The following is a 21,980-nucleotide window of genomic DNA, read 5'->3' on the forward strand; positions in this document are numbered from 1 at the left end:
CGCCAACTTAAGCAAATTATATGCCTGAAACCTGTGCCTTTGCCTAGAGTGGTATGACAAATAAAATATTGTCAACACACTGCATGGGCATCAATCGGCCGCGAAGCGCAAAGGGCAGCCGATTAAAGGCGGAATTCGTGACCGAGGTAGACCTCTTTCACCAGTTGATTCGCCAGAATAGTCTCGGAGTCGCCTTCTGCGATCAGTTGCCCATCGTTGACGATGTAGGCGGTTTCGCAGATGTCCAGCGTTTCACGGACGTTGTGGTCTGTGATCAGTACGCCGATACCCTTGGCCTTGAGATGGTGAATGATCTGCTTGATATCACCCACCGAAATCGGGTCGACGCCTGCGAACGGTTCGTCCAGCAGGATGAACTTGGGCGACGTGGCCAGCGCACGGGCAATCTCCACACGGCGACGCTCACCACCCGACAGGCTCATGCCCAGGTTGTCGCGAATGTGGGTGATGTGAAACTCCTGCAGGAGACTTTCCAGCTCCTTGCGGCGAGCCCCGGCGTCGAGTTCCTTGCGGGTTTCGAGAATCGCCATGATGTTGTCGGACACCGACAGCTTGCGGAAGATCGAGGCTTCCTGCGGCAGATAGCCAATACCGGCGCGTGCGCGGCCGTGCATGGGCTGGTGGCTGATGTCCAGATCGTCAATCAGCACACGACCCTGATCAGCCTGGACCAGACCCACGATCATGTAGAAGCACGTGGTCTTGCCGGCGCCGTTGGGGCCCAGCAAGCCGACGATCTGGCCGCTGTCGATGGAGATACTCACATCGCGTACGACCTGTCGGCTCTTGTAGCTTTTAGCCAGATGCTGGGCTTTGAGCGTTGCCATTTACGGGGCCTTCTGCGGTTGATCGGTTTTCTTTTTCGGCTGGATGACCATGTCGATACGCGGACGTGGTGTGGTCACCTTGGCGCCGCCATTGGCCCGGCCGGCGCTGACGACCTGCCTGACGGTGTCATAGACGATTTTCTCGCCTTCTGACGTGTTGCCGTCATTGACGACCTTGGCCTTGTCGATCAGGACAATACGGTCCTGCCCGGCGTAATACTGGATGGTGATGGCATATGCCTGCACGATCGGTTTATCCACGGCAGGTTTCTGCTCGTAGTAGGCCAGGTTGCCGACCGAGGTGAACACATCGACTTCGCCCTGGGCATTACGAGTGATCGTCACGGTGTTGCCGGTGATTTTCATCGAGCCCTGGGTGATGATGACGTTACCTTTGTAGGTCGCCACGCCTTTCTTGTCATCGAGCTGAGCATCGTCAGACTGGATGTGGATCGGCTGATCACGGTCATTTGGCAGGGACCAGGCGCTCGCGCTTCCCAGTGCCGCGCTCAGGCCGAGCAATAAAGGAAGAGTTTTAACGAGCCTCATACTGTCCTCTTACGTTGGACAGCAGGTCCATCCTGCTGTCTTTCAAATACGCTTTCATTCCCTTGGCCGTAGTGACACCGCCCGCGCCGTCGATTCTAACGTCTTGGTCGGTCTGCGCATATTCCTTCTGCGGGAATACAGTCATGCGGCTACTGGTAATGATAGTTGTGCGTTGTTTCTCATCGGTGCGTTCGACGCGAACATCGTCGATCAGCTCAACCTGGTCACCCGCAGACGAAACTTCGCCTCTTTTGCTTGTCACGTGCCAGGGGAACTCGCCGCCACGGTACATGTGCAGGTTGGGTGTGGTCAGCAGGCTCACGTCTGTGGCCATCACATGCTCTACCTTATCGGCAGTCATGTCGTACTGAAGTGTGCCGTCCGGCAGATACTGCACGCTGCGCGTGTTGATCGCATAGTAGTCGATGACCGTGTCGTCAACGGATGAAATGGGTCTATCCATAAAACTTTCCGGGCTGATGTTCCAATAGCCGACGGCCGCCAGCAGCACCGCCAGTACCCCGAAAAGCAGGAACTTCCGAATTTTTTTAGTGAACATAATGGCTTCTATAAATAGGCGGAGTGAGCCGCTTCAAGGTTGCCTTGCGCACTCAGAATCAGTTCGCAGAACTCGCGTGCAGCGCCTTCGCCGCCTCGCGCTCTGGTTATTCCGTGTGCATGCTCGCGTACAAAGCTTGCTGCATTGGCAACCGCCATGCCCAGGCCGACACGCCGAATGACGGGCAAGTCTGGCAGATCGTCGCCCAGATAGGCGACTTGTTCGTAATCGAGTTTCAACTCTGCCAGCAATTGATCCAGTACGACCAGTTTATCTTCGCGACCCTGAAACAGGTGCGCGATGCCCAGGCTCTTTGCCCGGCGCTCGACGATTGACGTCTTGCGGCCACTGATAATGGCAGTAGTCACGCCCGAGGCTATCAGCATTTTTATGCCTTGGCCGTCGAGCGTATTGAATGTCTTGATCTCGCTGCCATCTTCCATGAAATAAAGACGGCCGTCAGTCAGTACGCCGTCGACGTCGAAAACGGCCAGCTTGATAGCTTTGCCGCGCTGCATGAGGTCCTGAGTCATTGTTTCGGTTTCCATCACATGACACCTGCGCGCAAAAGGTCTTGCAGGTTGAATGCGCCCACCGGCTTGTCGTTCAGGTCCACGACGACCAGAGCGCTGATCTTGTTGTCCTCCATGATTTTCAGCGCCTGGGCGGCAAGCATGTCTGCGTGCGCCGTCTTGCCGTGGAGGGTCATGACTTCATCAATGGTGGTCTGGCGGATATCGACCGGGCGATCCAGTGTTCTGCGCAAGTCGCCGTCGGTGAATATGCCGGCGAGCGTGCCGTCGGCTTCAAGAATTGCAGTCATGCCCAGGCCCTTACGGGTCATTTCCAGCAGCGCGTCCCGTAGCAGGGTGCCGCGCTGAACGCTGGGCAGGGCGTCACCGGAGTGCATGACGTTCTCGACCTTGAGCAGCAGGCGCCGGCCTAGCGCACCGCCCGGGTGGGAAAATGCAAAATCTTCGGCAGTGAAGCCCCGTGCATCGAGCAGCGCCACGGCCAGGGCATCGCCCATGACCAATGCAGCGGTGGTTGACGACGTCGGTGCCAGATTGAGCGGGCAGGCTTCGTGCACGACATGGGCATTGAGGTTGATGTCCGCGGCCCTGGCCAAAATTGACTCGGGGTCGCCGGTCAGGCTGATCATCTTGATGCCCAGACGCTTGATCAGCGGCAGCAGCGTGACAATTTCGTGGGTGCTGCCGGAGTTGGACAGGGCCAGGATGATGTCGTCACGGGTAATCATGCCCATGTCACCGTGGCTGGCTTCGGCCGGGTGGACAAAAAAAGACGTGGTGCCGGTGCTCGCCAGTGTTGCGGCGATCTTTTTGCCCACGTGCCCGGACTTGCCCATGCCGACCACCACAACCCGACCTTTGCTGGCGAGGATCATTTCGCACGCGCGCACGAAATCCCCGTCAAGACGTTCGAGCAAGCCTTGTATGGCTTCGATCTCGAGACGAATGGTGCGTTGCGCCGATTGGATCAGGTCACTGGATTGGTTCATGTCTGGAAAGGGTCAGCCTGCTGAAAGGCGGCGATTATAGCGGTAATGAACGATTCCCTCACGTCTGATCGTCATTGTGTGGTTTTTAAACGAATTTCCTACGTTCTTGCGAGTCTGTATCGAAGCCTGTGGCCATAACATTGTGGTACAGAATAATTCAGCGAATACCTGAACCGCTCGGTTCTCTTCTTGGGGACGGGGGGTTGCGGTGATATAGTTCGCGGCCTGTTCGGTCCGCCTGGACAGCCAGTCTGCCGCCACCAACCGGCGGCCAAGGGCGGAGGCTGTATCGCAAGGAGTTTAGATGAGTCCTGATGACGCCTATGCGGTCGAGTTGAAAGGTGTGTCTTTCAAACGCGGTACGCGCAGCATTTTTAATAACGTCGATATTCGTATTCCGCGGGGCAAGGTCACCGGGATCATGGGGCCGTCGGGCTGTGGCAAGACTACCTTGCTGCGCCTGATGGGCGCTCAGTTGCGCCCGAGCGAAGGGCAGGTGCTGGTCAACGGCCAGAATCTGCCGGAGCTGTCGCGCAGTGATCTGTTCGACGCGCGCAAGCAGATGGGCGTGTTGTTCCAGAGCGGGGCGCTGTTCACCGATCTGGACGTTTTCGAAAACGTCGCCTTTCCGTTGCGCGTGCACACCGAGCTGCCGGAAGAAATGATCCGTGACATCGTGCTGCTCAAGCTTCAGGCGGTAGGCCTGCGCGGTGCGGTCGAGCTGATGCCGGACGAACTGTCGGGTGGCATGAAGCGCCGCGTCGCACTGGCCCGTGCAATTGCTCTCGACCCACAGATCCTCATGTATGACGAGCCCTTTGTGGGGCAGGACCCGATCGCCATGGGCGTGCTGGTGCGCCTGATCCGCCTGCTCAACGATGCGCTGGGTATCACCAGTATCGTCGTGTCCCATGATCTCAGCGAGACAGCGAGCATTGCCGACTATCTCTATGTCGTGGGCGACGGGCAGGTGCTGGGGCAGGGCACGCCTGAGGAACTGATGTCCTCGGACAACCCACGTATTCGTCAATTCATGACCGGCGAACCTGATGGCCCTGTGCCGTTCCATTATCCGGCGCCGGATTTTCGCGAAGATCTTTTGGGGAAGCGCTGATGCGCAACAAGTCACTGATGGACCGGGTTCGCCTGCTGGGGCGTTCGGCCATTGATATCGTCGCTGTACTGGGCCGCTCCGGCCTGTTTCTGGTGCACGCCCTGCTGGGGCGCGGCGGTGCGGGCAGCAGCTTTCAGTTGCTGGTCAAGCAGCTTTATTCAGTCGGTGTGATGTCGCTGGTCATCATTGTGGTGTCCGGCATGTTCATCGGCATGGTGCTGGCGCTGCAAGGCTTCAGCATTCTGGCCAAATACGGCTCCGAGCAGGCGGTTGGCCAGATGGTCGCCCTGACCCTGCTGCGTGAACTGGGGCCGGTGGTCACCGCCCTGCTGTTCGCCGGCCGCGCAGGTTCTGCGCTGACCGCCGAGATCGGCAACATGAAGTCCACCGAGCAGTTGTCGAGCCTTGAGATGATCGGTGTCGATCCACTCAAGTACATCGTTGCGCCGCGCCTGTGGGCAGGTTTTATCTCGCTGCCGATTCTGGCGATGATTTTCAGCGTGGTGGGTATCTGGGGCGCGTCCTGGGTAGCAATCGATTGGCTGGGCGTCTATGACGGTTCTTTTTGGTCGAACATGCAAAACAGCGTTTCTTTCACGAACGATGTGCTCAATGGGGTGATCAAAAGCGTCGTATTTGCCTTCGTGGTGACATGGATTGCCGTTTTTCAGGGTTACGATTGCGATCCTACTTCCGAGGGGATCAGTCGCGCGACGACCAAAACCGTCGTCTACGCCTCGTTGGCCGTGCTGGGACTGGACTTTATTTTGACCGCCTTGATGTTTGGAGATTTCTGATGCAAAACCGTGCCATCGAAACCGGAGTCGGCCTTTTCCTGCTTGCCGGGATACTGGCTCTGCTCCTGCTGGCCCTGCGAGTCAGTGGTCTGAGCACAAGCGCGAGCACCGACACCTATAAACTTTATGCCTACTTCGACAATATTGCGGGTTTGACTGTCAGAGCCAAGGTCAGCATGGCGGGTGTCACCGTCGGCAAGGTGACTGCGATCGATCTGGACCGCGACACCTTCACCGGCCGTGTCACCCTGGAAATCCAGAAGAAGGTCGACAACCTGCCTTCCGACTCCACCGCGTCGATTCTGACCGCTGGCCTGCTGGGCGAAAAATACATCGGTCTGAGCGTCGGTGGCGATGACAAGCTGCTCAAGGATGGCGGGACCATTCATGACACGCAGTCGTCGCTGGTGCTGGAAGACCTGATCGGGAAATTCCTGCTCAATACCGTCAGCAAAGACGCCAAGTAAGCCAAGTCAAGCCTAGTAAGGAGCTTTAAATGATCTCTATCCTGCGTCGTGGTCTGCTGATACTGCTAGCCACCCTGCCGATGCTGGCCAACGCGGCGGCGACCCCTTCGGCTCATGACCTGGTGGAACGCACCACCAAGGAATTGCTGAGCGATCTGGCGACCAACCGTGAGCAATACAAGTCCAATCCAAGCGCGTTCTACGATGCGCTGAATCGCATTGTCGGCCCTGTCGTGGATGCGGACGGCATTTCCAAAAGCATCATGACCGTCAAGTACTCCCGCAAGGCAACGCCTGAGCAGGTGAAGCGTTTTGAAGAAAACTTCAAACGCAGCCTGATGCAGTTCTACGGCAACGCGTTGCTCGAGTTCAACAACCAGGGCATCACCGTAGCGCCTGCCAAGGACGAAGGCGATGACCGGACCAGCGTTGACATGCAGGTCAAGGGCAGTAACGGCGCGGTGTATCCGGTCTCCTACACGCTGGTCAAGCTGAACGACGAGTGGAAAGTGCGTAACGTTGTCATCAATGGCATCAACATCGGCAAACTGTTCCGAGACCAGTTCGCCGATGCAATGCAGCGTAACGGCAACAACCTCGACACCACGATCAACAACTGGGCTGGCGAGGTCGCCAAGACCAAGTCCACCGTCGAAGCTGCGCAGAAGCCTGCGCAATGAGTGAGTCTGCCGTCCGTCTTGTCGGGCCAGGTGAGCTCAAGCTGACTGGCGTGCTGGATTACCGCACCGGGCCGCACCTGCGCAAGCAGGGGGCGGCACTGATCAAATCCGGCGATCTGTCCGAGCTGACGCTTGATTGTTCCGGTGTCGAGAAGTCCAGCAGCGTGGGCCTGGCACTGCTGCTGGCGTTCATGCGTGATGCTCGCGATGCAGGAAAGTCGATCACCGTGCAGTCATTGCCCGAAGACATGCGCCAGATAGCCCGTGTTTCAGGTGTGACCGAGCTGCTGGGCATTCATTAAAAGGCATCACCGAGAAAGCCCTTTATCCGGGACCCGCTCGTCGGGCTTCGCATAACATGGGCTTTTTTGTATGATGGCCGACCCGCGCGCGTTCAGCGCCGATCGAGGTTAAGCATGCAGGCTGTAGAAGTTAAGAGCTTCCTTGAAGGAAAGCTGCCGCAAATCAAGGTGGAAGTTGAAGGCGAAGGCTGCAACTTCCAACTGAACATTATCAGCGACGAGTTGGCGGGCCTGAGCCCGGTCAAGCGTCAGCAGCAGATTTATACCCATCTGAACCCCTGGATCGCCGATGGCAGCATCCACGCGGTGACCATGAAATTTTTCAGCCGCGCTGCCTGGGCCGAGCGTACCTGAGCCAATTGGTGTCGAGACTCTAATGGATAAATTGATTATTACCGGCGGCGTTCGTCTTGATGGCGAAATTCGCATTTCCGGGGCAAAGAACTCTGCCCTGCCGATCCTTGCCGCCACGTTGCTGGCCGATGGGCCCGTCACCGTTCAGAACCTGCCACACCTGCACGACATCACCACCATGATCGAGCTGTTCGGTCGTATGGGCATCGAGCCTGTGATCGATGAAAAGCTCAGCGTCGAGATCGACCCGCGCACCATCAAGACCCTGATCGCTCCGTACGAACTGGTGAAAACCATGCGTGCGTCGATTCTGGTACTGGGCCCGATGGTCGCTCGTTTCGGCGAGGCCGAAGTGGCGCTGCCGGGTGGCTGTGCCATCGGTTCGCGTCCGGTTGACCTGCACATCCGTGGCCTTGAAGCTATGGGCGCGATCATCGATGTCGAAGGCGGCTACATCAAAGCCAAGGCGCCTGAAGGCGGCTTGCGTGGTGCGCACTTTTTCTTCGATACCGTGAGCGTGACCGGTACTGAAAACATCATGATGGCCGCCAGCCTGGCAAACGGTCGCAGCGTGCTGGAGAACGCCGCTCGCGAGCCTGAGGTTGTCGACCTGGCCAATTTCCTGATCGCCATGGGTGCAAAAATCCACGGTGCAGGCACCGACACCATCACCATTGATGGCGTCAAGCGTCTGGGGTCGGCCACCTACAAGGTCATGCCTGACCGCATCGAGACCGGCACCTATCTGGTTGCTGCCGCCGTTACCGGTGGCCGTGTAAAGGTCAAGGACACCGATCCGACCATCCTTGAGGCGGTGTTGCTCAAGCTTCAGGAAGCCGGTGCCGAAGTCACCACCGGTGAAGACTGGATCGAGCTGAACATGCACGGCAAGCGTCCCAAGGCCGTCAATGTGCGTACTGCGCCGTATCCTGCGTTTCCGACCGACATGCAGGCGCAGTTCATCTCGCTCAACGCGATTGCCGAAGGCACGGGCGCGGTCATCGAGACCATCTTCGAAAACCGCTTCATGCACGTGTATGAAATGCACCGCATGGGCGCTCAGATCCAGGTCGAAGGCAACACTGCGATCGTCACGGGCACCGAGGTGCTCAAGGGCGCGCCAGTCATGGCCACCGACCTGCGTGCATCGGCCAGTCTGGTGATTTCGGCGCTGGTCGCTCAGGGCGATACGCTGATCGACCGCATCTACCACATCGACCGTGGTTACGAGTGCATCGAAGAGAAGCTGCAAATGCTGGGCGCCAAGATCCGCCGCGTTCCGGGCTAGTAGCGAGTGGTCCTGGTGCCGCTGGCATCAGGACCGCCTGTTCTGTCGCGGGTGTGGTTTCTGATTCGTTTCACTTCAGGCTGAATCGGCCTGAGGGTTGTCACGCGCCGCTTGCGTCGTGACAAAAGTTTCCTGATAAGGACTTACGTTTCCCATGTTGACCATCGCACTGTCCAAGGGCCGCATTCTTGATGACACCCTGCCGCTTCTCGCCGAAGCGGGCATCGTGCCGACCGAGAGTCCGGACAAGAGCCGCAAGCTCATCATTCCTACGACCCAGGCCGATGTGCGCCTGCTGATCGTGCGCGCCACCGATGTGCCGACGTACGTCGAGCATGGCGCAGCCGATCTCGGCGTTGCGGGCAAGGATGTGTTGATGGAGTACACCGGCCAGGGCCTGTATGAGCCTCTCGACCTGCAGATTGCCAAGTGCCGGCTGATGACCGCAGGTGCTATCGGCGCTGTCGAGCCCAAGGGCCGTCTGCGTGTGGCCACCAAGTTCGTCAACGTTGCCAAGCGTTATTACGCCGAGCAGGGTCGTCAGGTCGATATCATCAAGCTGTACGGCTCCATGGAGCTGGCACCGTTGATTGGCCTGGCAGACAAGATCATCGACGTGGTCGATACCGGCAACACCTTGCGCGCCAACGGTCTGGAGCCACAGGAACTGATTGCAACCATCAGCTCACGGCTGGTGGTTAACAAGGCGTCCATGAAGATGCAGCACGCACGCATCCAGGCCCTTATCGACACCCTGCGCAAGGCAGTGGAGTCGCGACACCGCAGCTGATCCCCCCACGCAACGATGAGTTGCGTCCAGCTATCCGTGTCATAGCCAAATTTCTCAGGTGCCTGCGCGGATAGCTTGGTAGCTTTAGGCTCCTGAGCATCCGCCAATTATTGAGGCCCCCGCTATGACCACGCCCACTGCAATTCGCCGACTCGACGCTGCTGACCCGGATTTCGCGCGCCATCTGGATCATCTGCTGAGCTGGGAAAGTGTGTCTGACGACTCGGTCAACCAGCGCGTGCTCGATATCATCAAGGCCGTGCGTGAGCGTGGCGACGCAGCGCTTGTTGAATTCACTCAGAAATTCGACGGCCTGCAGGTCGCTTCGATGGCTGAGCTGATCCTTCCCCGCGAACGTCTGGAGCTTGCGTTGACGCGCATTACGCCGGTTCAGCGCCAGGCACTGGAAAAAGCCGCCGAGCGTGTGCGCAGCTACCACGAGAAGCAGAAGCAGGACTCCTGGAGCTATACCGAGGCCGACGGCACGGTGTTGGGTCAGAAAGTCACGCCGCTGGATCGAGCCGGCTTGTACGTGCCCGGCGGCAAGGCGTCTTACCCGTCGTCGGTGTTGATGAATGCCATTCCGGCGAAAGTGGCGGGGGTGACCGAGGTGGTCATGGTCGTGCCGACGCCGCGTGGCGAAATCAACGAGCTGGTGTTGGCGGCAGCCTGTATCGCCGGCGTTGACCGTGTGTTCACCATTGGGGGCGCGCAGGCTGTGGCGGCCCTGGCCTACGGCACTGAGAGCGTACCGAAGGTCGATAAGGTCGTCGGCCCTGGCAATATCTATGTCGCCACGGCCAAGCGCCATGTGTTCGGGCAGGTCGGCATCGACATGATTGCCGGGCCTTCCGAGATTCTGGTGGTGTGCGACGGCCAGACCGATCCTGACTGGATCGCCATGGACCTGTTCTCCCAGGCCGAGCACGACGAAGATGCTCAAGCCATTCTGGTCAGCCCGGACGCCGAATTCCTCGACAAGGTTGCCGCGAGCATCACGCGTTTGCTGCCGACCATGGCGCGAGCAGCCATTGTCGAAACATCGATCAATGGCCGTGGTGCGCTGATCAAGGTGGCGGACATGGCGCAAGCCATCGAAGTGGCCAATCGCATTGCGCCCGAGCACCTCGAGTTGTCCGTCGCCGATCCTGAGGCCTGGCTGCCGCACATTCGTCACGCCGGCGCGATCTTCATGGGTCGTCACACCTCCGAGGCGCTGGGCGACTACTGCGCCGGTCCCAACCACGTATTGCCGACCTCCGGTACGGCGCGGTTTTCCTCGCCATTGGGCGTTTACGACTTCCAGAAGCGTTCGTCGATCATCTATTGCTCGCCAGAGGGCGCGTCCGAACTGGGCAAGACCGCGTCGGTACTGGCCCGTGGCGAATCCTTGAGCGGCCACGCCCGCAGCGCCGAATACCGCATCACTGATCTTGACTGGAAAGCTGGCAACCTTGAGGAAGGCAAATAATGAGCAAATTCTGGAGCCCTTTCGTCAGTGGTCTGGTGCCTTATGTGCCGGGCGAGCAGCCGAAGCTGACCAGACTGGTCAAGCTCAATACCAATGAAAACCCCTACGGCCCGTCGCCCAAGGCTGTCGAGGCCATGCGTGCGGCGCTGACCGACGACTTGCGCCTGTATCCCGACCCAAATAGCGACCTGCTCAAGCACGCCGTTGCCAGTTATTACAACGTGCAGCCCAACCAGGTGTTTCTCGGTAACGGCTCCGATGAAGTACTGGCGCACATCTTTCACGCGTTGTTCCAGCACGACGCGCCACTGTTGTTTCCGGACATCAGTTACAGCTTCTATCCGGTCTATTGCGGCCTGTATGGCATCGACTATGAAACGGTCGCGCTGGACGAGCAGTTCCAGATTCGCGCCGAAGACTACGCCAGGCCGAATGCCGGGATCATCTTCCCCAACCCGAATGCGCCAACTGGCTGCCTGCTGGGGCTGGACGCGGTCGAGCAGATCATCAAGGCCAGCCCGGACTCGGTGGTGGTGGTCGATGAAGCGTATATCGACTTTGGTGGCGAAACCGCGATCACCCTGGTGGATCGTTACCCGAACCTGCTGGTCACGCAGACCTTGTCCAAGTCGCGCTCGCTGGCCGGCCTGCGCGTCGGTCTGGCGGTCGGGCACCCTGACCTGATCGAGGCACTGGAGCGGGTCAAGAACAGCTTCAACTCCTACCCGCTGGACCGCATGGCCAACGTGGGCGGTGCTGCAGCGTTTGAAGACCGCGAGCACTTCGAGACAACGCGCAACAAAGTCATCGAAAGCCGCGAGGCGCTGGTCGAGCAACTGCGGGGCAAAGGCTTTGATGTGCTGCCCTCGGCCGCCAACTTCATCTTCGCCCGCCACCCGCAACACGACGCCGCCGCCCTGGCCGCGAAACTGCGCGAACAGGGCGTCATCGTCCGACACTTCAAGCAGCAACGCATCGCCCAGTTCCTGCGCATCAGCATCGGTACGCCGGAACAGCATCAGGCGTTGCTGGAAGGGTTGAGCGATATCTGAGCGGAGCGGGTGCGCGGATCATCTACCGTCCCACGCTCCGCGCTCGGCTAACTGACTATCGTGCCAATTGGCATGCCGTTCTGGACGCTTTGCGTCAAGTAGGTGCTGCTGCACCATTTAATGCCTTGCCCGTAGTCACTGGATATAGAAGAAAGCGCTTTTTTCCGCAATGGCACTGACGACGCAGAGTGCGACGTAAGTGACGGCTGAGCTCTGTCGCTGATCAGGGGGATGCGAGGCAGGACGCCGAGCAAGCCGCACCGGGCCAAGGATGGCCCGTTGCGGCGGCCCCCGGATCAGTGGCAGGGCGAAGGAACCCGACGAAGTCGGGCCGGAAACGGGGCTGGGACTTTGCTCACTTTGGTCCCTCAAAGTGAGTCGCCGAGGGGCGAAAAGGTGACCTTAGCCTAGAGCATCCGACTGACATCGCAAAACCGCTTTGCGACGCGGAGCGCCGCAAACACAAAGAGGACGCAGAGCGTCCGGAACGGCATGCCGACGCGGAGCATCGGCACGATAGTCAAATCTTCCATGCGACGTGACGTAGTGTTTTACCAGTAGCTCGCGGCACGGTGCTTTAGATGTGCTTTTCGATCACGATGGCACTGACAACGCCGAACCGCTATGCGACGCAGAGCGTCGCGAACTGCATTCCCGTGCGCAGATGCATCCCTGTGGCGCTCGGCGTCACATGCTAACCTGCAGCGACCCGGGCACTCCGGCCAAGCCCGCCAAAAAAAGGAGTGAAGCCATGCAATCTAACACCCCTCAGCCCAACCCCGCGCCTTTCCTGAAAGCGGGTGAAACAGTGGTGCTGTTCGATGGCGTCTGCAAATTATGCAACGGCTGGGCAAAATTCATTATTCGCCATGACCGCAGGCAGCGGATACGCCTGGCTACTGTGCAATCGCCGGAGGGCCAGGCGCTGCTGGAATGGGCGGGCCTTCCACTGGATCGTTTTGACACAATGGCGGCCGTCACTGGGGATCGGCTCTATGTTCGCTCCGAGGCCTTCTTTGTCGCCCTGTCGGATTTTCCTGCGCCTTGGCGCTGGCTGAGGGTGTTGCGCTTCTTCCCGGCGTTTATACGCGACTGGCTGTACGACAGAATCGCCTTGAATCGATACCGGCTATTTGGTCGTTATGATTCCTGCCTGCTGCCAACCCCCGATCACGAGCGGCGCTTTCTGAAAGCCAGCCCGTGATCAAGCGTTAGCCGTTCGCCCTGATTACTCGGGCGCTGCGGCAGGTGTCGGTGCAGGCGGTGGGCGCAGGCCTACTTCTGCGCTGAGGCGCATTTCCTTGCCGTTGCGCATCACGTCGATTGCAATCTTGTCCTTGGGCTTGGTGCGCGCCACCTGGTTCATCGAGCGACGGCCGTCACCCGCTGGCTCTCCATTGATGGCAAGAATTACGTCACCCAGTCGCAGCCCGGCTTTCTGCGCGGGCCCATCGCGAAAAATACCAGCGACAACGATGCCTGGACGATCCTTGAGCCCGAAGGACTCGGCCAGCTCCGGGGTCAACGGTTGAACCTCGATGCCCAGCCAGCCGCGAATGACCTGACCGTGTTCGATGATCGACTTCATGACATCCATCGCCAGCTTGGTCGGGATAGCGAAGCCGATGCCTTGAGATCCGCCGGACTTGGAAAAGATCGCGGTATTGATGCCGATCAGATTGCCAGCGGCATCCACCAGCGCACCGCCCGAGTTGCCGGGGTTGATGGCTGCGTCGGTCTGAATGAAGTCTTCATACGTGTTCAGGCCCAACTGGTTACGCCCGGTGGCGCTGATGATGCCCATCGTCACGGTCTGGCCGACGCCGAACGGGTTGCCGATGGCCAGTGCGACGTCGCCGATACGAATGCCGTCGGAGCGCGCGATGGTAATGGCTGGCAGGTTTTTCAGATCGATTTTCAAGACCGCAAGGTCGGTTTCCGGGTCGTTGCCAATGACTCTGGCGATGGTTTCGCGGCCGTCCTTGAGCGCCACCACGATCTGGTCCGCGCCAGTGGTGACGTGGTTATTGGTCAGGATGTAGCCTTCCGGGCTCATCATCACGCCAGAGCCAAGGCTGGACTCCATGCGCTTCTGTTTAGGCGTGTTGTCGCCAAAGAAGCGCCGGAACTGCGGGTCTTCAAAAAGCGGGTTGGCGCCCTTGTTCACCATCTTGGTGGTATAGAGGTTGACCACCGCTGGCGCTGCTGCAATGACCGCATCGGCATAGGAAGAGGGGCCCTGCATGACATTGGTCGTCTGTGGCGCCTGTTGCAGATTGACATCCATGCTCGGCAGGCCGACCCACTGCGGATAACGCTGGATGATCAGCAGGGCGATAAGCACGCCAGCCAGCAATGGCCAGCCGAAAAAACGCAGTGCCTTGAACATTTAACAAGTCCTGATGGTTGCGGGCGCAGAAAGTTTTGCCACGGGTGCGCCATAATGGCGGGCATTATACGAGTACAACGCAGCTCTGAACTGCATATTTAGGAGTCTTTTATGGCTGTTGCTCTGAGCACCCTCGTCGAAGAAGCCGACCGCTATCTGAACAGTGCCCGTATTCAGGATTATTGCCCCAACGGGCTGCAGGTCGAAGGCCGGCCGCAGGTGATGCGCATCGTCAGCGGCGTGACCGCCAGCCAGGCATTGCTGGACGCCGCCGTGGAGGCTCAGGCTGATCTGATCCTGGTGCACCACGGCTATTTCTGGAAGGGCGAAAACCCCTGTGTCGTCGGCATGAAGCAGCGTCGCCTGAAAACCCTGCTCAAACACGACATCAGCCTGCTTGCCTATCACCTGCCGCTGGACGTGCACCCTGAAGTGGGTAACAACGTGCAACTGGCGCGTCAACTGGACATCACTGTCGAAGGCCCGCTGGACCCCGAAAACGCGCGTGTGGTCGGCTTGATCGGCTCGTTGTCCGAACCCATGACCGCGCGGGATTTCGCCCGTCGCGTGCAGGACGCTCTGGGGCGTGAGCCCTTGCTCATCGAAGGCAGCCAGATGATTCGCCGGGTTGGCTGGTGCACCGGTGGCGGCCAGGGTTACATCGATCAGGCGGTGCTGGAAGGCGTCGATCTGTTTCTGAGTGGCGAGGCGTCGGAGCAGACCTTTCACAGCGCGCGCGAGAATGACATCAGCTTCATCGCTGCCGGTCACCACGCCACCGAGAGGTATGGCGTTCAGGCGCTGGGCGATTACCTGGCTCGTCGTTTCGCGCTGGAGCATATCTTCATCGATTGCCCCAACCCGATCTGAATAACCAAACAGTGAGGCATATGCATAGATCGTTTCGATCTAGCGGCATCGCTGATTAGCGATATCACGCATGTTAAAGTGCGCGGCTCGAATACGGCCCGCAGGCCGCCCCGGGTTTTCCCGGTCCATAACGAACGCAATCCGTGAGTAGCCATGGTTGACAAACTGACGCATCTGAAACAGCTGGAGGCGGAAAGCATCCACATCATCCGCGAGGTCGCCGCCGAGTTCGATAACCCGGTGATGCTGTACTCGATCGGCAAGGATTCGGCCGTGATGCTGCACCTGGCGCGCAAGGCTTTCTTCCCCGGCAAACTGCCATTCCCGGTGATGCATGTCGATACCCGCTGGAAATTCCAGGAGATGTATCGCTTTCGCGACCAGATGGTCGAGGAAATGGGCCTTGACCTGATCACTCACATCAACCCCGATGGCGTGGCGCAGGGCATCAACCCTTTCACCCACGGCAGCGCCAAACACACCGACATCATGAAGACCGAGGGCCTGAAACAGGCGCTCGACAAGCATGGTTTCGATGCCGCTTTCGGCGGCGCCCGACGCGACGAAGAAAAGTCCCGGGCCAAGGAACGCGTGTACTCGTTCCGCGACAGCAAACACCGCTGGGACCCGAAAAATCAGCGTCCCGAGCTGTGGAATGTCTATAACGGCAACGTCAACAAGGGCGAGTCGATCCGCGTGTTCCCGCTGTCCAACTGGACCGAGCTGGACATCTGGCAGTACATCTACCTTGAAGGCATCCCGATCGTACCGCTGTATTTCGCCGCCGAGCGCGACGTGATCGAGAAGAACGGCACGCTGATCATGATTGACGACGAGCGCATCCTCGAGCATCTCACCGACGAAGAAAAGTCGCGCATCGTCAAGAAAAAGGTCCGTTTCCGTACCCTCGGCTGCTACCCGCTGACCGGTGCTGTCGAGTCCGAAGCGACCAGCCTGACCGACATCATTCAGGAAATGCTGCTGACGCGAACTTCCGAACGCCAGGGCCGGGTCATCGACCACGACGGTGCAGGCTCGATGGAAGAAAAGAAACGTCAGGGTTATTTCTAAGGGGTGTCACATGTCGCATCAATCTGATTTGATCAGCGAGGACATCCTCGCCTATCTGGGCCAGCACGAACGCAAGGAAATGCTGCGCTTTCTTACCTGTGGCAACGTCGACGACGGCAAGAGCACGCTGATCGGGCGTTTGCTGCACGACTCCAAGATGATCTACGAAGATCACCTGGAAGCCATCACCCGTGACTCGAAAAAGTCCGGCACCACGGGCGATGACGTCGATCTGGCGTTGCTCGTGGACGGCCTGCAGGCCGAGAGGGAGCAGGGCATCACGATCGATGTCGCTTACCGCTATTTCTCCACGGCCAAGCGCAAGTTCATCATTGCCGATACGCCTGGCCATGAGCAGTACACCCGCAACATGGCGACCGGTGCGTCGACCTGTGATCTGGCGATCATTCTGGTGGATGCGCGTTACGGCGTGCAGACCCAGACCCGTCGTCACAGCTACATCGCCTCGCTGCTGGGTATCAAGCACATCGTTGTGGCCATCAACAAGATGGACCTCAACGGCTTCGACGAGAGCGTATTCGAGTCGATCAAAGCGGATTATCTGAAGTTTGCCGAGGGCATCGCCTTCAAGCCGACCACCATGGCGTTCGTGCCGATGTCGGCGCTCAAAGGCGACAACGTGGTGAACAAGAGCGAGCGTTCGCCTTGGTACACCGGCCAGTCGCTGATGGAAATTCTTGAAACCGTCGAAATCGCCAGCGACCGTAATTACACGGACCTGCGTTTTCCGGTGCAGTACGTCAACCGCCCCAACCTGAACTTCCGTGGTTTTGCCGGCACGCTGGCCAGCGGCATCGTGCACAAGGGCGACGAAATCGTTGTGCTGCCGTCGGGCAAGAGCAGCCGTGTGAAGTCCATCGTCACATTCGAAGGCGAGCTCGAGCAGGCCGGGCCGGGTCAGGCGGTCACGCTGACCATGGAAGACGAGATCGACATCTCCCGTGGTGATCTGCTGGTGCATGCCGACAACGTTCCCCAGGTCAGCGATGCGTTCGACGCCATGCTGGTGTGGATGGCTGAAGAGCCGATGCTGCCCGGCAAGAAGTACGACATCAAACGCGCCACCAGCTACGTGCCGGGCTCGATTGCCAGCATCACCCATCGGGTCGATGTGAACACGCTGGAAGAAGGCCCCGCCAGCTCGTTGCAGTTGAACGAGATCGGTCGTGTCAAAGTCAGCCTGGACGCGCCTATCGCGCTGGATGGCTACAGCAGCAACCGCACTACTGGCGCGTTTATCGTTATCGATCGCCTGACCAATGGCACCGTTGCGGCAGGTATGATCATCGCCAAGCCGGTGTCGGGCGGCGGTTCGCACCACCATGGTGAGCTGGCTCACGTTTCTACCGAGGAGCGTGCACAGCGTTTCGGTCAGCAGCCAGCCACCGTGCTGTTCAGCGGCTTGTCTGGCGCGGGCAAAAGCACGCTGGCGTACGCGGTCGAGCGCAAGTTATTCGACATGGGCCGTGCGGTCTATGTGCTGGACGGCCAGAACCTGCGTCATGACCTGAACAAGGGTTTGCCACAGGATCGCGCCGGCCGCACCGAGAACTGGAGCCGTGCTGCGCATGTGGCGCGTCAGTTCAACGAAGCGGGCCTGCTGACCCTGGCGGCCTTCGTTGCGCCGGACGCTGAGGGCCGTGAACGCGCCAAAGCGCTGATCGGCAAAGAGCGTCTGGTGACCGTCTACGTTCAGGCGTCTCCAGCGGTCTGCCGTGAACGTGACCCGCAAGGCCTGTATGCCGCTGATGGCGACAACATTCCGGGTGAGTCCTTCCCGTATGACGTGCCACTGAATGCCGATCTGGTGATCGACACGCAGACGCTCAGCGTGGAAGAAAGCGTTAAACAGGTACTGGATCTGTTGCGTGGTCGCGGCGCGATCTGATGTGTACGCAAGCGTTTAGCCTGTAACGGCCCCTTCGCGATCCGCATTGCTCGCGAAAAGGGGGCTAGGCTCACAAAAAAAGCCCGCCGCAGATGCTCTCTGCGGCGGGCTTTTGTGTGGCGGTGAACCTTACTTTTTCAAGCCGTAGTGCTCATCGAGCATGCCTGGGGTATTAGGCGACTTGGGGGCGTAGTCCTTGGGTGTTTCGGTGTCGCGCGGCGGGGTCAGGCGATCACGATGGTCGCGGTGTGCCTGATTGGCCTCCGGGTGCAGCGCGGCCAGCAGACGCTGGCGGGTCAGGTCATCGAGTGCCAGACGGTTGGCGCCTTCTGCAAGGTGCTCCTGAACGTCCTGATAGCTTTGCGAAAGCTTCTGTACCAGATTAGCCGTGCTGTTGAAGTGAGTGACTACCTCGTTCTGATAGGTGTCGAAACGCTCCTGAATGTCATCCAGCTGGCGCTGAGTGCTGTTCGGAACGGTGTTGGGCAGCAAACGTGCCACCAGAAAACCAATGACGACACCGGCCACCAGGGCGAGCGTCGGCAACAACCAGACTAAGAGCGAGTGTTCCACGAGTCCTTCCTCTATAAACGGCTTTGCTTTACGTTAACGGCTCGAACCTGCGCTGTATACCCGCGACGTGTCGTTGATATGCAAGCCGCAGACAATCAGCTAGACGAGTCGACCCATTTCGAGGTCACGGAGTTCTGTTTTGCTCATGCGTGAAACCCCATTTTTTATCGATGCCCCAGAAGGCCAGCTTGAAGCGCTGTATCAGGATGTGCCGGATGCCAGAGGCGTGGCGCTGATCTGCCATCCTAACCCGATCCAGGGCGGCACGATGCTCAATAAAGTCGTCTCGACGTTGCAGCGTACCGCACGCGACCAGGGTTTGATCACTCTGCGCTTCAATTATCGCGGCGTCGGTGCCAGTGCCGGTACATCGGTGGCCGGGCCCGGCGAAATCGACGATGCCCAGGCCGCTGCCCAATGGCTGCGGGCGCAGCATCCGGATTTGCCGATGACCCTGTTCGGTTTTTCGTTCGGCGGTTATGTTGCTGCCAACCTGGGCGGTCGCCTCGAAGCACAGGGCGAAAAGCTCACGCATTTGTTCCTGATTGCTGCAGCTGCCTCGCGTCTCCAGGATCAGAGCGTATTGCCACACGCCTGCCCGCTGACGATCATTCAGCCAGAGGCCGACGAAGTCATCGACCCTGAAACGGTCTATGCATGGTCGGCCGCGCTGCAACGCCCCCATGAGCTGCTGAAAGTGGCAGAATGCGGACACTTTTTTCACGGCAAGTTGACTGATCTGAAAGATCTGCTCCTGCCGCGACTCCCCAACTGATTGCAGCCCGTATTGCATCCTTTAGATAAGCGACCTGCCATGACCACTCGTATCCTGACCGGTATCACGACCACCGGCACTCCCCATCTGGGCAACTACGCGGGCGCGATTCGCCCGGCCATCGTTGCCAGCCGTCAGAGTGACGTCGATTCGTTCTACTTTCTGGCCGATTATCACGCGTTGATCAAATGCGATGACCCGCTGCGCATTCAGCGCTCGCGTCTGGAAATCGCCGCGACCTGGCTGGCAGCCGGTCTTGATGTCGATCGTGTGACGTTCTATCGCCAGTCGGACATCCCGGAGATCCCGGAACTGACCTGGCTGCTCACCTGCGTTGCGGCCAAGGGCCTGCTCAACCGTGCGCACGCTTACAAGGCGTCGGTCGACAAAAACGTCGAAAGCTGCGAAGACCCGGATGCGGGTATCACCATGGGCCTGTACAGCTACCCGGTGCTGATGGCGGCCGACATTCTGATGTTCAACGCGCATCAGGTTCCGGTGGGCCGCGATCAGATTCAACACGTTGAAATGGCCCGTGACATCGGTCAGCGTTTCAACCACCTGTTCGGCAAGGGCAGGGAATTCTTTGTCATGCCGGAAGCGTTGATCGAAGAGAGCGTTGCCACGTTGCCGGGGCTCGACGGGCGCAAGATGTCCAAGAGCTATGACAACACCATCCCGTTGTTCAGCAGCGCCAAAGACATGAAAAGCGCCATTTCGCGCATCGTCACCGACTCGCTGGCGCCCGGTGAAGCGAAAGACCCGGACAACTCCCATCTGTTCACGCTGTATCAGGCGTTCTCCACCCCTGAGCAGTGTGCAGAGTTCCGTTCCGAACTGTTGCAGGGCCTTGGCTGGGGTGAGGCGAAGACTCGTATGTTTACCTTGCTGGACGAGCAGTTGGGCGAGGCGCGTGAGCAGTACCTGAGCCTGATCGAGCGCCCGGCTGATCTGGAAGACATCCTGCTCGCCGGTGCCCAGAAAGCCCGTCGCGTCGCTACCCCGTTCCTTGATGAGTTGCGTGAGGCTGTTGGCCTGCGCTCGTTCCGTACCGCGGTACAGAACGCCGACACCGGCAAGAAAAAGACTACCAAAGGCGCGCGCTTCGTCAGCTTCCGTGAAGACGACGGCAGTTTCCGTTTCCGCCTGCTGGCCGCCGATGGCGAGCAATTGCTGTTGTCGCGCACTTTTGCCGACGGCAAGGCGGCCGGCATCGTCAGCAAGCAGTTGCAGCAGGGCGGTGAACTGGATCTGCGCAGTGAAGCCGATCGCTTTACGCTGTGGCTGAACGGCGAGTGTGTAGCCGACAGCCCGGTGTTCGCCGATGCCACTGCGCGTGACAATGCGGTCGAGACCCTCAAGCTGGCACTCGCTCCTCAACAGGACTGATTGCCAATCCCCGGGGTCGTCGCTACAGTGACGACCCGTTTTTGTTGCCTTGCTAACGAATTATGACGCCCCTAGAACGATATCAAGCTGATCTGAAACGCCCGGACTTCTTCCATGATGCCGCGCAGGAAAACGCTGTGCGCCATTTGCAGCGCCTTTATGAGGATCTGGTCGCCGCTCACGACAGCAAGCCAGGCCTGTTCGGCAAGCTGTTTGGCAAGAAAGAGCCGACCTTGGTCAAGGGCCTGTATTTCTGGGGTGGTGTGGGTCGCGGCAAGACTTATCTGGTCGACACGTTCTTTGAAGCGCTGCCGTTCCAGGACAAGGTCCGTACGCACTTCCACCGCTTCATGAAGCGCGTGCACGAAGAGATGAAGACCCTCAAGGGCGAAAGAAACCCGCTGACGATCATCGCCAAGCGTTTTTCCGACGAGGCGCGGGTCATCTGCTTCGACGAATTCTTCGTTTCCGACATCACCGACGCCATGATCCTCGGCACGCTGATGGAAGAGCTGTTCAAGAATGGCGTGACCCTGGTCGCGACGTCCAACATCGTTCCGGACGGCCTGTACAAGGACGGTCTGCAGCGAGCGCGCTTTCTGCCAGCCATTGCGCTGATCAAGCAGAACACCGACATCGTCAACGTCGACAGTGGCGTTGACTATCGTCTGCGTCACCTTGAGCAGGCTGAGCTGTTCCATTTCCCGCTCAACGACGCCGCGCAGGAAAGCATGCGCAAAAGCTTCAAGGCGCTGACCCCGGATTGCGCAGAAACCGTCGAAAACGACGTGTTGATGATCGAGAATCGCGAGATCCGTGCCCTGCGTACCTGTGACGACGTGGCATGGTTCGACTTCCGCGAACTGTGCGACGGGCCGCGCAGCCAGAACGATTACATCGAGCTGGGCAAGATTTTCCACGCGGTGCTGCTCAGCGGCGTCGAGCAGATGGACGTCTCCACCGACGACATCGCCCGGCGCTTCATCAACATGGTCGACGAGTTCTACGATCGCAACGTCAAGCTGATCATCTCGGCCGAGGTTGAATTGAAGGACCTGTACACCGGTGGCCGGTTGATGTTCGAGTTTCAGCGCACCTTGAGCCGCCTGCTGGAAATGCAATCCCACGAGTTTCTCTCGCGGGCGCATAGGCCCTAGTGAAGCAGCTGCAAGTTTCAAGCTACAAGCCGCAAGACAAAAGCTTGTAGCTTG

Annotated in this window: 24 protein-coding genes and 1 pseudogene; 17 read left to right on the forward strand and 8 right to left on the reverse strand. The window is 59.1% G+C overall.

Annotated features, from left to right (window positions below; all coding sequences use genetic code 11):
* Positions 1 to 122 precede the first annotated feature (122 nt).
* The 5 genes from lptB to QRN38_RS21375 are packed head-to-tail and all read right to left on the reverse strand — an operon-like array spanning position 123 to position 3,478.
* The gene (gene lptB / locus QRN38_RS21355) at positions 123 to 848 is read right to left on the reverse strand and encodes an LPS export ABC transporter ATP-binding protein (RefSeq protein WP_005620338.1); all 726 of its coding nucleotides are present in this window, start codon (positions 846 to 848) and stop codon (positions 123 to 125) included.
* Entirely contained in the window at positions 849 to 1,397 is a 549-nt protein-coding gene (gene lptA / locus QRN38_RS21360; protein ID WP_007243690.1) for a lipopolysaccharide transport periplasmic protein LptA, read from the reverse strand.
* The gene (lptC, locus tag QRN38_RS21365) at positions 1,384 to 1,956 is read right to left on the reverse strand and encodes an LPS export ABC transporter periplasmic protein LptC (RefSeq protein WP_005766512.1); all 573 of its coding nucleotides are present in this window, start codon (positions 1,954 to 1,956) and stop codon (positions 1,384 to 1,386) included. The genes lptA and lptC overlap by 14 nt, the downstream gene beginning before the upstream one ends.
* An 8-nt stretch (positions 1,957 to 1,964) precedes the next feature.
* Positions 1,965 to 2,504, reverse strand: a complete 540-nt coding sequence (locus QRN38_RS21370) for a KdsC family phosphatase (RefSeq protein ID WP_005766514.1) — start codon at positions 2,502 to 2,504, stop codon at positions 1,965 to 1,967.
* Positions 2,504 to 3,478 (reverse strand): KpsF/GutQ family sugar-phosphate isomerase, encoded by a 975-nt coding sequence (locus QRN38_RS21375; protein WP_057418799.1) that lies wholly within the window; start codon positions 3,476 to 3,478, stop codon positions 2,504 to 2,506. The genes QRN38_RS21370 and QRN38_RS21375 overlap by 1 nt, the downstream gene beginning before the upstream one ends.
* Before the next feature lie 304 nt (positions 3,479 to 3,782).
* Here QRN38_RS21375 and QRN38_RS21380 point away from each other — a divergent pair, with 304 nt between their 5' ends.
* The 10 genes from QRN38_RS21380 (at position 3,783) to hisC (ending at position 11,793) form a co-directional block, all read left to right on the forward strand.
* Positions 3,783 to 4,592 (forward strand): ATP-binding cassette domain-containing protein, encoded by an 810-nt coding sequence (locus tag QRN38_RS21380; protein WP_005620333.1) that lies wholly within the window; start codon positions 3,783 to 3,785, stop codon positions 4,590 to 4,592.
* Entirely contained in the window at positions 4,592 to 5,389 is a 798-nt protein-coding gene (mlaE, locus tag QRN38_RS21385; protein ID WP_003377570.1) for a lipid asymmetry maintenance ABC transporter permease subunit MlaE, read from the forward strand. The genes QRN38_RS21380 and mlaE overlap by 1 nt, the downstream gene beginning before the upstream one ends.
* Positions 5,389 to 5,856: an outer membrane lipid asymmetry maintenance protein MlaD gene (gene mlaD / locus QRN38_RS21390; protein WP_003377572.1), complete on the forward strand. Its 468-nt coding sequence runs from the start codon at positions 5,389 to 5,391 to the stop codon at positions 5,854 to 5,856. Before mlaE ends, mlaD begins: the two co-directional genes overlap by 1 nt.
* Positions 5,857 to 5,885: 29 nt before the next feature.
* Entirely contained in the window at positions 5,886 to 6,536 is a 651-nt protein-coding gene (locus QRN38_RS21395; RefSeq protein ID WP_005766521.1) for an MlaC/ttg2D family ABC transporter substrate-binding protein, read from the forward strand.
* A complete protein-coding gene (locus QRN38_RS21400; protein ID WP_005766523.1) occupies positions 6,533 to 6,838 on the forward strand; it encodes an STAS domain-containing protein in 306 nt (101 codons plus the stop codon). The genes QRN38_RS21395 and QRN38_RS21400 overlap by 4 nt, the downstream gene beginning before the upstream one ends.
* 114 nt (positions 6,839 to 6,952) lie before the next feature.
* The gene (locus QRN38_RS21405; protein ID WP_003377577.1) at positions 6,953 to 7,192 is read left to right on the forward strand and encodes a BolA family protein; all 240 of its coding nucleotides are present in this window, start codon (positions 6,953 to 6,955) and stop codon (positions 7,190 to 7,192) included.
* Between the two features lie 22 nt (positions 7,193 to 7,214).
* Positions 7,215 to 8,480, forward strand: a complete 1,266-nt coding sequence (murA, locus tag QRN38_RS21410) for a UDP-N-acetylglucosamine 1-carboxyvinyltransferase (RefSeq protein WP_005739059.1) — start codon at positions 7,215 to 7,217, stop codon at positions 8,478 to 8,480.
* Positions 8,481 to 8,634: 154 nt separating this feature from the next.
* Positions 8,635 to 9,270, forward strand: a complete 636-nt coding sequence (gene hisG / locus QRN38_RS21415) for an ATP phosphoribosyltransferase (protein ID WP_057418800.1) — start codon at positions 8,635 to 8,637, stop codon at positions 9,268 to 9,270.
* Between the two features lie 124 nt (positions 9,271 to 9,394).
* Entirely contained in the window at positions 9,395 to 10,741 is a 1,347-nt protein-coding gene (hisD, locus tag QRN38_RS21420) for a histidinol dehydrogenase (RefSeq protein ID WP_007243687.1), read from the forward strand.
* Positions 10,741 to 11,793 (forward strand): histidinol-phosphate transaminase, encoded by a 1,053-nt coding sequence (gene hisC, locus QRN38_RS21425; RefSeq protein WP_007243686.1) that lies wholly within the window; start codon positions 10,741 to 10,743, stop codon positions 11,791 to 11,793. The genes hisD and hisC overlap by 1 nt, the downstream gene beginning before the upstream one ends.
* Positions 11,794 to 11,840: 47 nt before the next feature.
* Here hisC and QRN38_RS28395 read toward each other — a convergent pair.
* Positions 11,841 to 12,054: pseudogene (locus tag QRN38_RS28395) on the reverse strand (hypothetical protein).
* 490 nt (positions 12,055 to 12,544) lie between these two features.
* Here QRN38_RS28395 and QRN38_RS21430 point away from each other — a divergent pair.
* Positions 12,545 to 12,997 (forward strand): thiol-disulfide oxidoreductase DCC family protein, encoded by a 453-nt coding sequence (locus QRN38_RS21430; RefSeq protein ID WP_005766533.1) that lies wholly within the window; start codon positions 12,545 to 12,547, stop codon positions 12,995 to 12,997.
* Positions 12,998 to 13,021: 24 nt separating this feature from the next.
* Here the strand turns inward: QRN38_RS21430 and algW are convergent, their stop codons facing one another.
* The gene (algW, locus tag QRN38_RS21435; RefSeq protein ID WP_057418801.1) at positions 13,022 to 14,182 is read right to left on the reverse strand and encodes a Do family serine endopeptidase AlgW; all 1,161 of its coding nucleotides are present in this window, start codon (positions 14,180 to 14,182) and stop codon (positions 13,022 to 13,024) included.
* A gap of 111 nt (positions 14,183 to 14,293) precedes the next feature.
* Between algW and QRN38_RS21440 the strand changes: the two genes are divergently transcribed.
* The 3 genes from QRN38_RS21440 (at position 14,294) to cysN (ending at position 18,032) form a co-directional block, all read left to right on the forward strand.
* A complete protein-coding gene (locus QRN38_RS21440; protein WP_003377592.1) occupies positions 14,294 to 15,052 on the forward strand; it encodes a Nif3-like dinuclear metal center hexameric protein in 759 nt (252 codons plus the stop codon).
* 153 nt (positions 15,053 to 15,205) lie between these two features.
* Complete coding sequence (cysD, locus tag QRN38_RS21445; RefSeq protein ID WP_003313577.1) at positions 15,206 to 16,123, forward strand: sulfate adenylyltransferase subunit CysD; 918 nt, start codon at positions 15,206 to 15,208, stop codon at positions 16,121 to 16,123.
* Between the two features lie 10 nt (positions 16,124 to 16,133).
* On the forward strand, positions 16,134 to 18,032 hold the full coding sequence (gene cysN, locus QRN38_RS21450) for a sulfate adenylyltransferase subunit CysN (RefSeq protein WP_057418802.1): 1,899 nt from the start codon (positions 16,134 to 16,136) through the stop codon (positions 18,030 to 18,032).
* Positions 18,033 to 18,161: 129 nt separating this feature from the next.
* On the opposite strand, the gene QRN38_RS21455 is transcribed toward cysN, so the two are convergent.
* On the reverse strand, positions 18,162 to 18,605 hold the full coding sequence (locus QRN38_RS21455) for a Z-ring associated ZapG family protein (protein ID WP_005620321.1): 444 nt from the start codon (positions 18,603 to 18,605) through the stop codon (positions 18,162 to 18,164).
* A 145-nt stretch (positions 18,606 to 18,750) separates the two neighbouring features.
* Between QRN38_RS21455 and QRN38_RS21460 the strand changes: the two genes are divergently transcribed.
* From QRN38_RS21460 to zapE, 3 genes are all read left to right on the forward strand, one after another.
* Entirely contained in the window at positions 18,751 to 19,380 is a 630-nt protein-coding gene (locus tag QRN38_RS21460; RefSeq protein WP_057418803.1) for an alpha/beta hydrolase, read from the forward strand.
* A 39-nt stretch (positions 19,381 to 19,419) separates the two neighbouring features.
* On the forward strand, positions 19,420 to 20,769 hold the full coding sequence (locus QRN38_RS21465) for a tryptophan--tRNA ligase (protein WP_285362460.1): 1,350 nt from the start codon (positions 19,420 to 19,422) through the stop codon (positions 20,767 to 20,769).
* A gap of 62 nt (positions 20,770 to 20,831) precedes the next feature.
* Complete coding sequence (zapE, locus tag QRN38_RS21470; RefSeq protein WP_007243681.1) at positions 20,832 to 21,926, forward strand: cell division protein ZapE; 1,095 nt, start codon at positions 20,832 to 20,834, stop codon at positions 21,924 to 21,926.
* The last annotated feature ends 54 nt before the right edge of the window (positions 21,927 to 21,980 follow it).

The organism is Pseudomonas sp. CFBP2511 (genome assembly GCF_030209255.1).
Lineage (GTDB): Bacteria > Pseudomonadota > Gammaproteobacteria > Pseudomonadales > Pseudomonadaceae > Aquipseudomonas > Aquipseudomonas avellanae.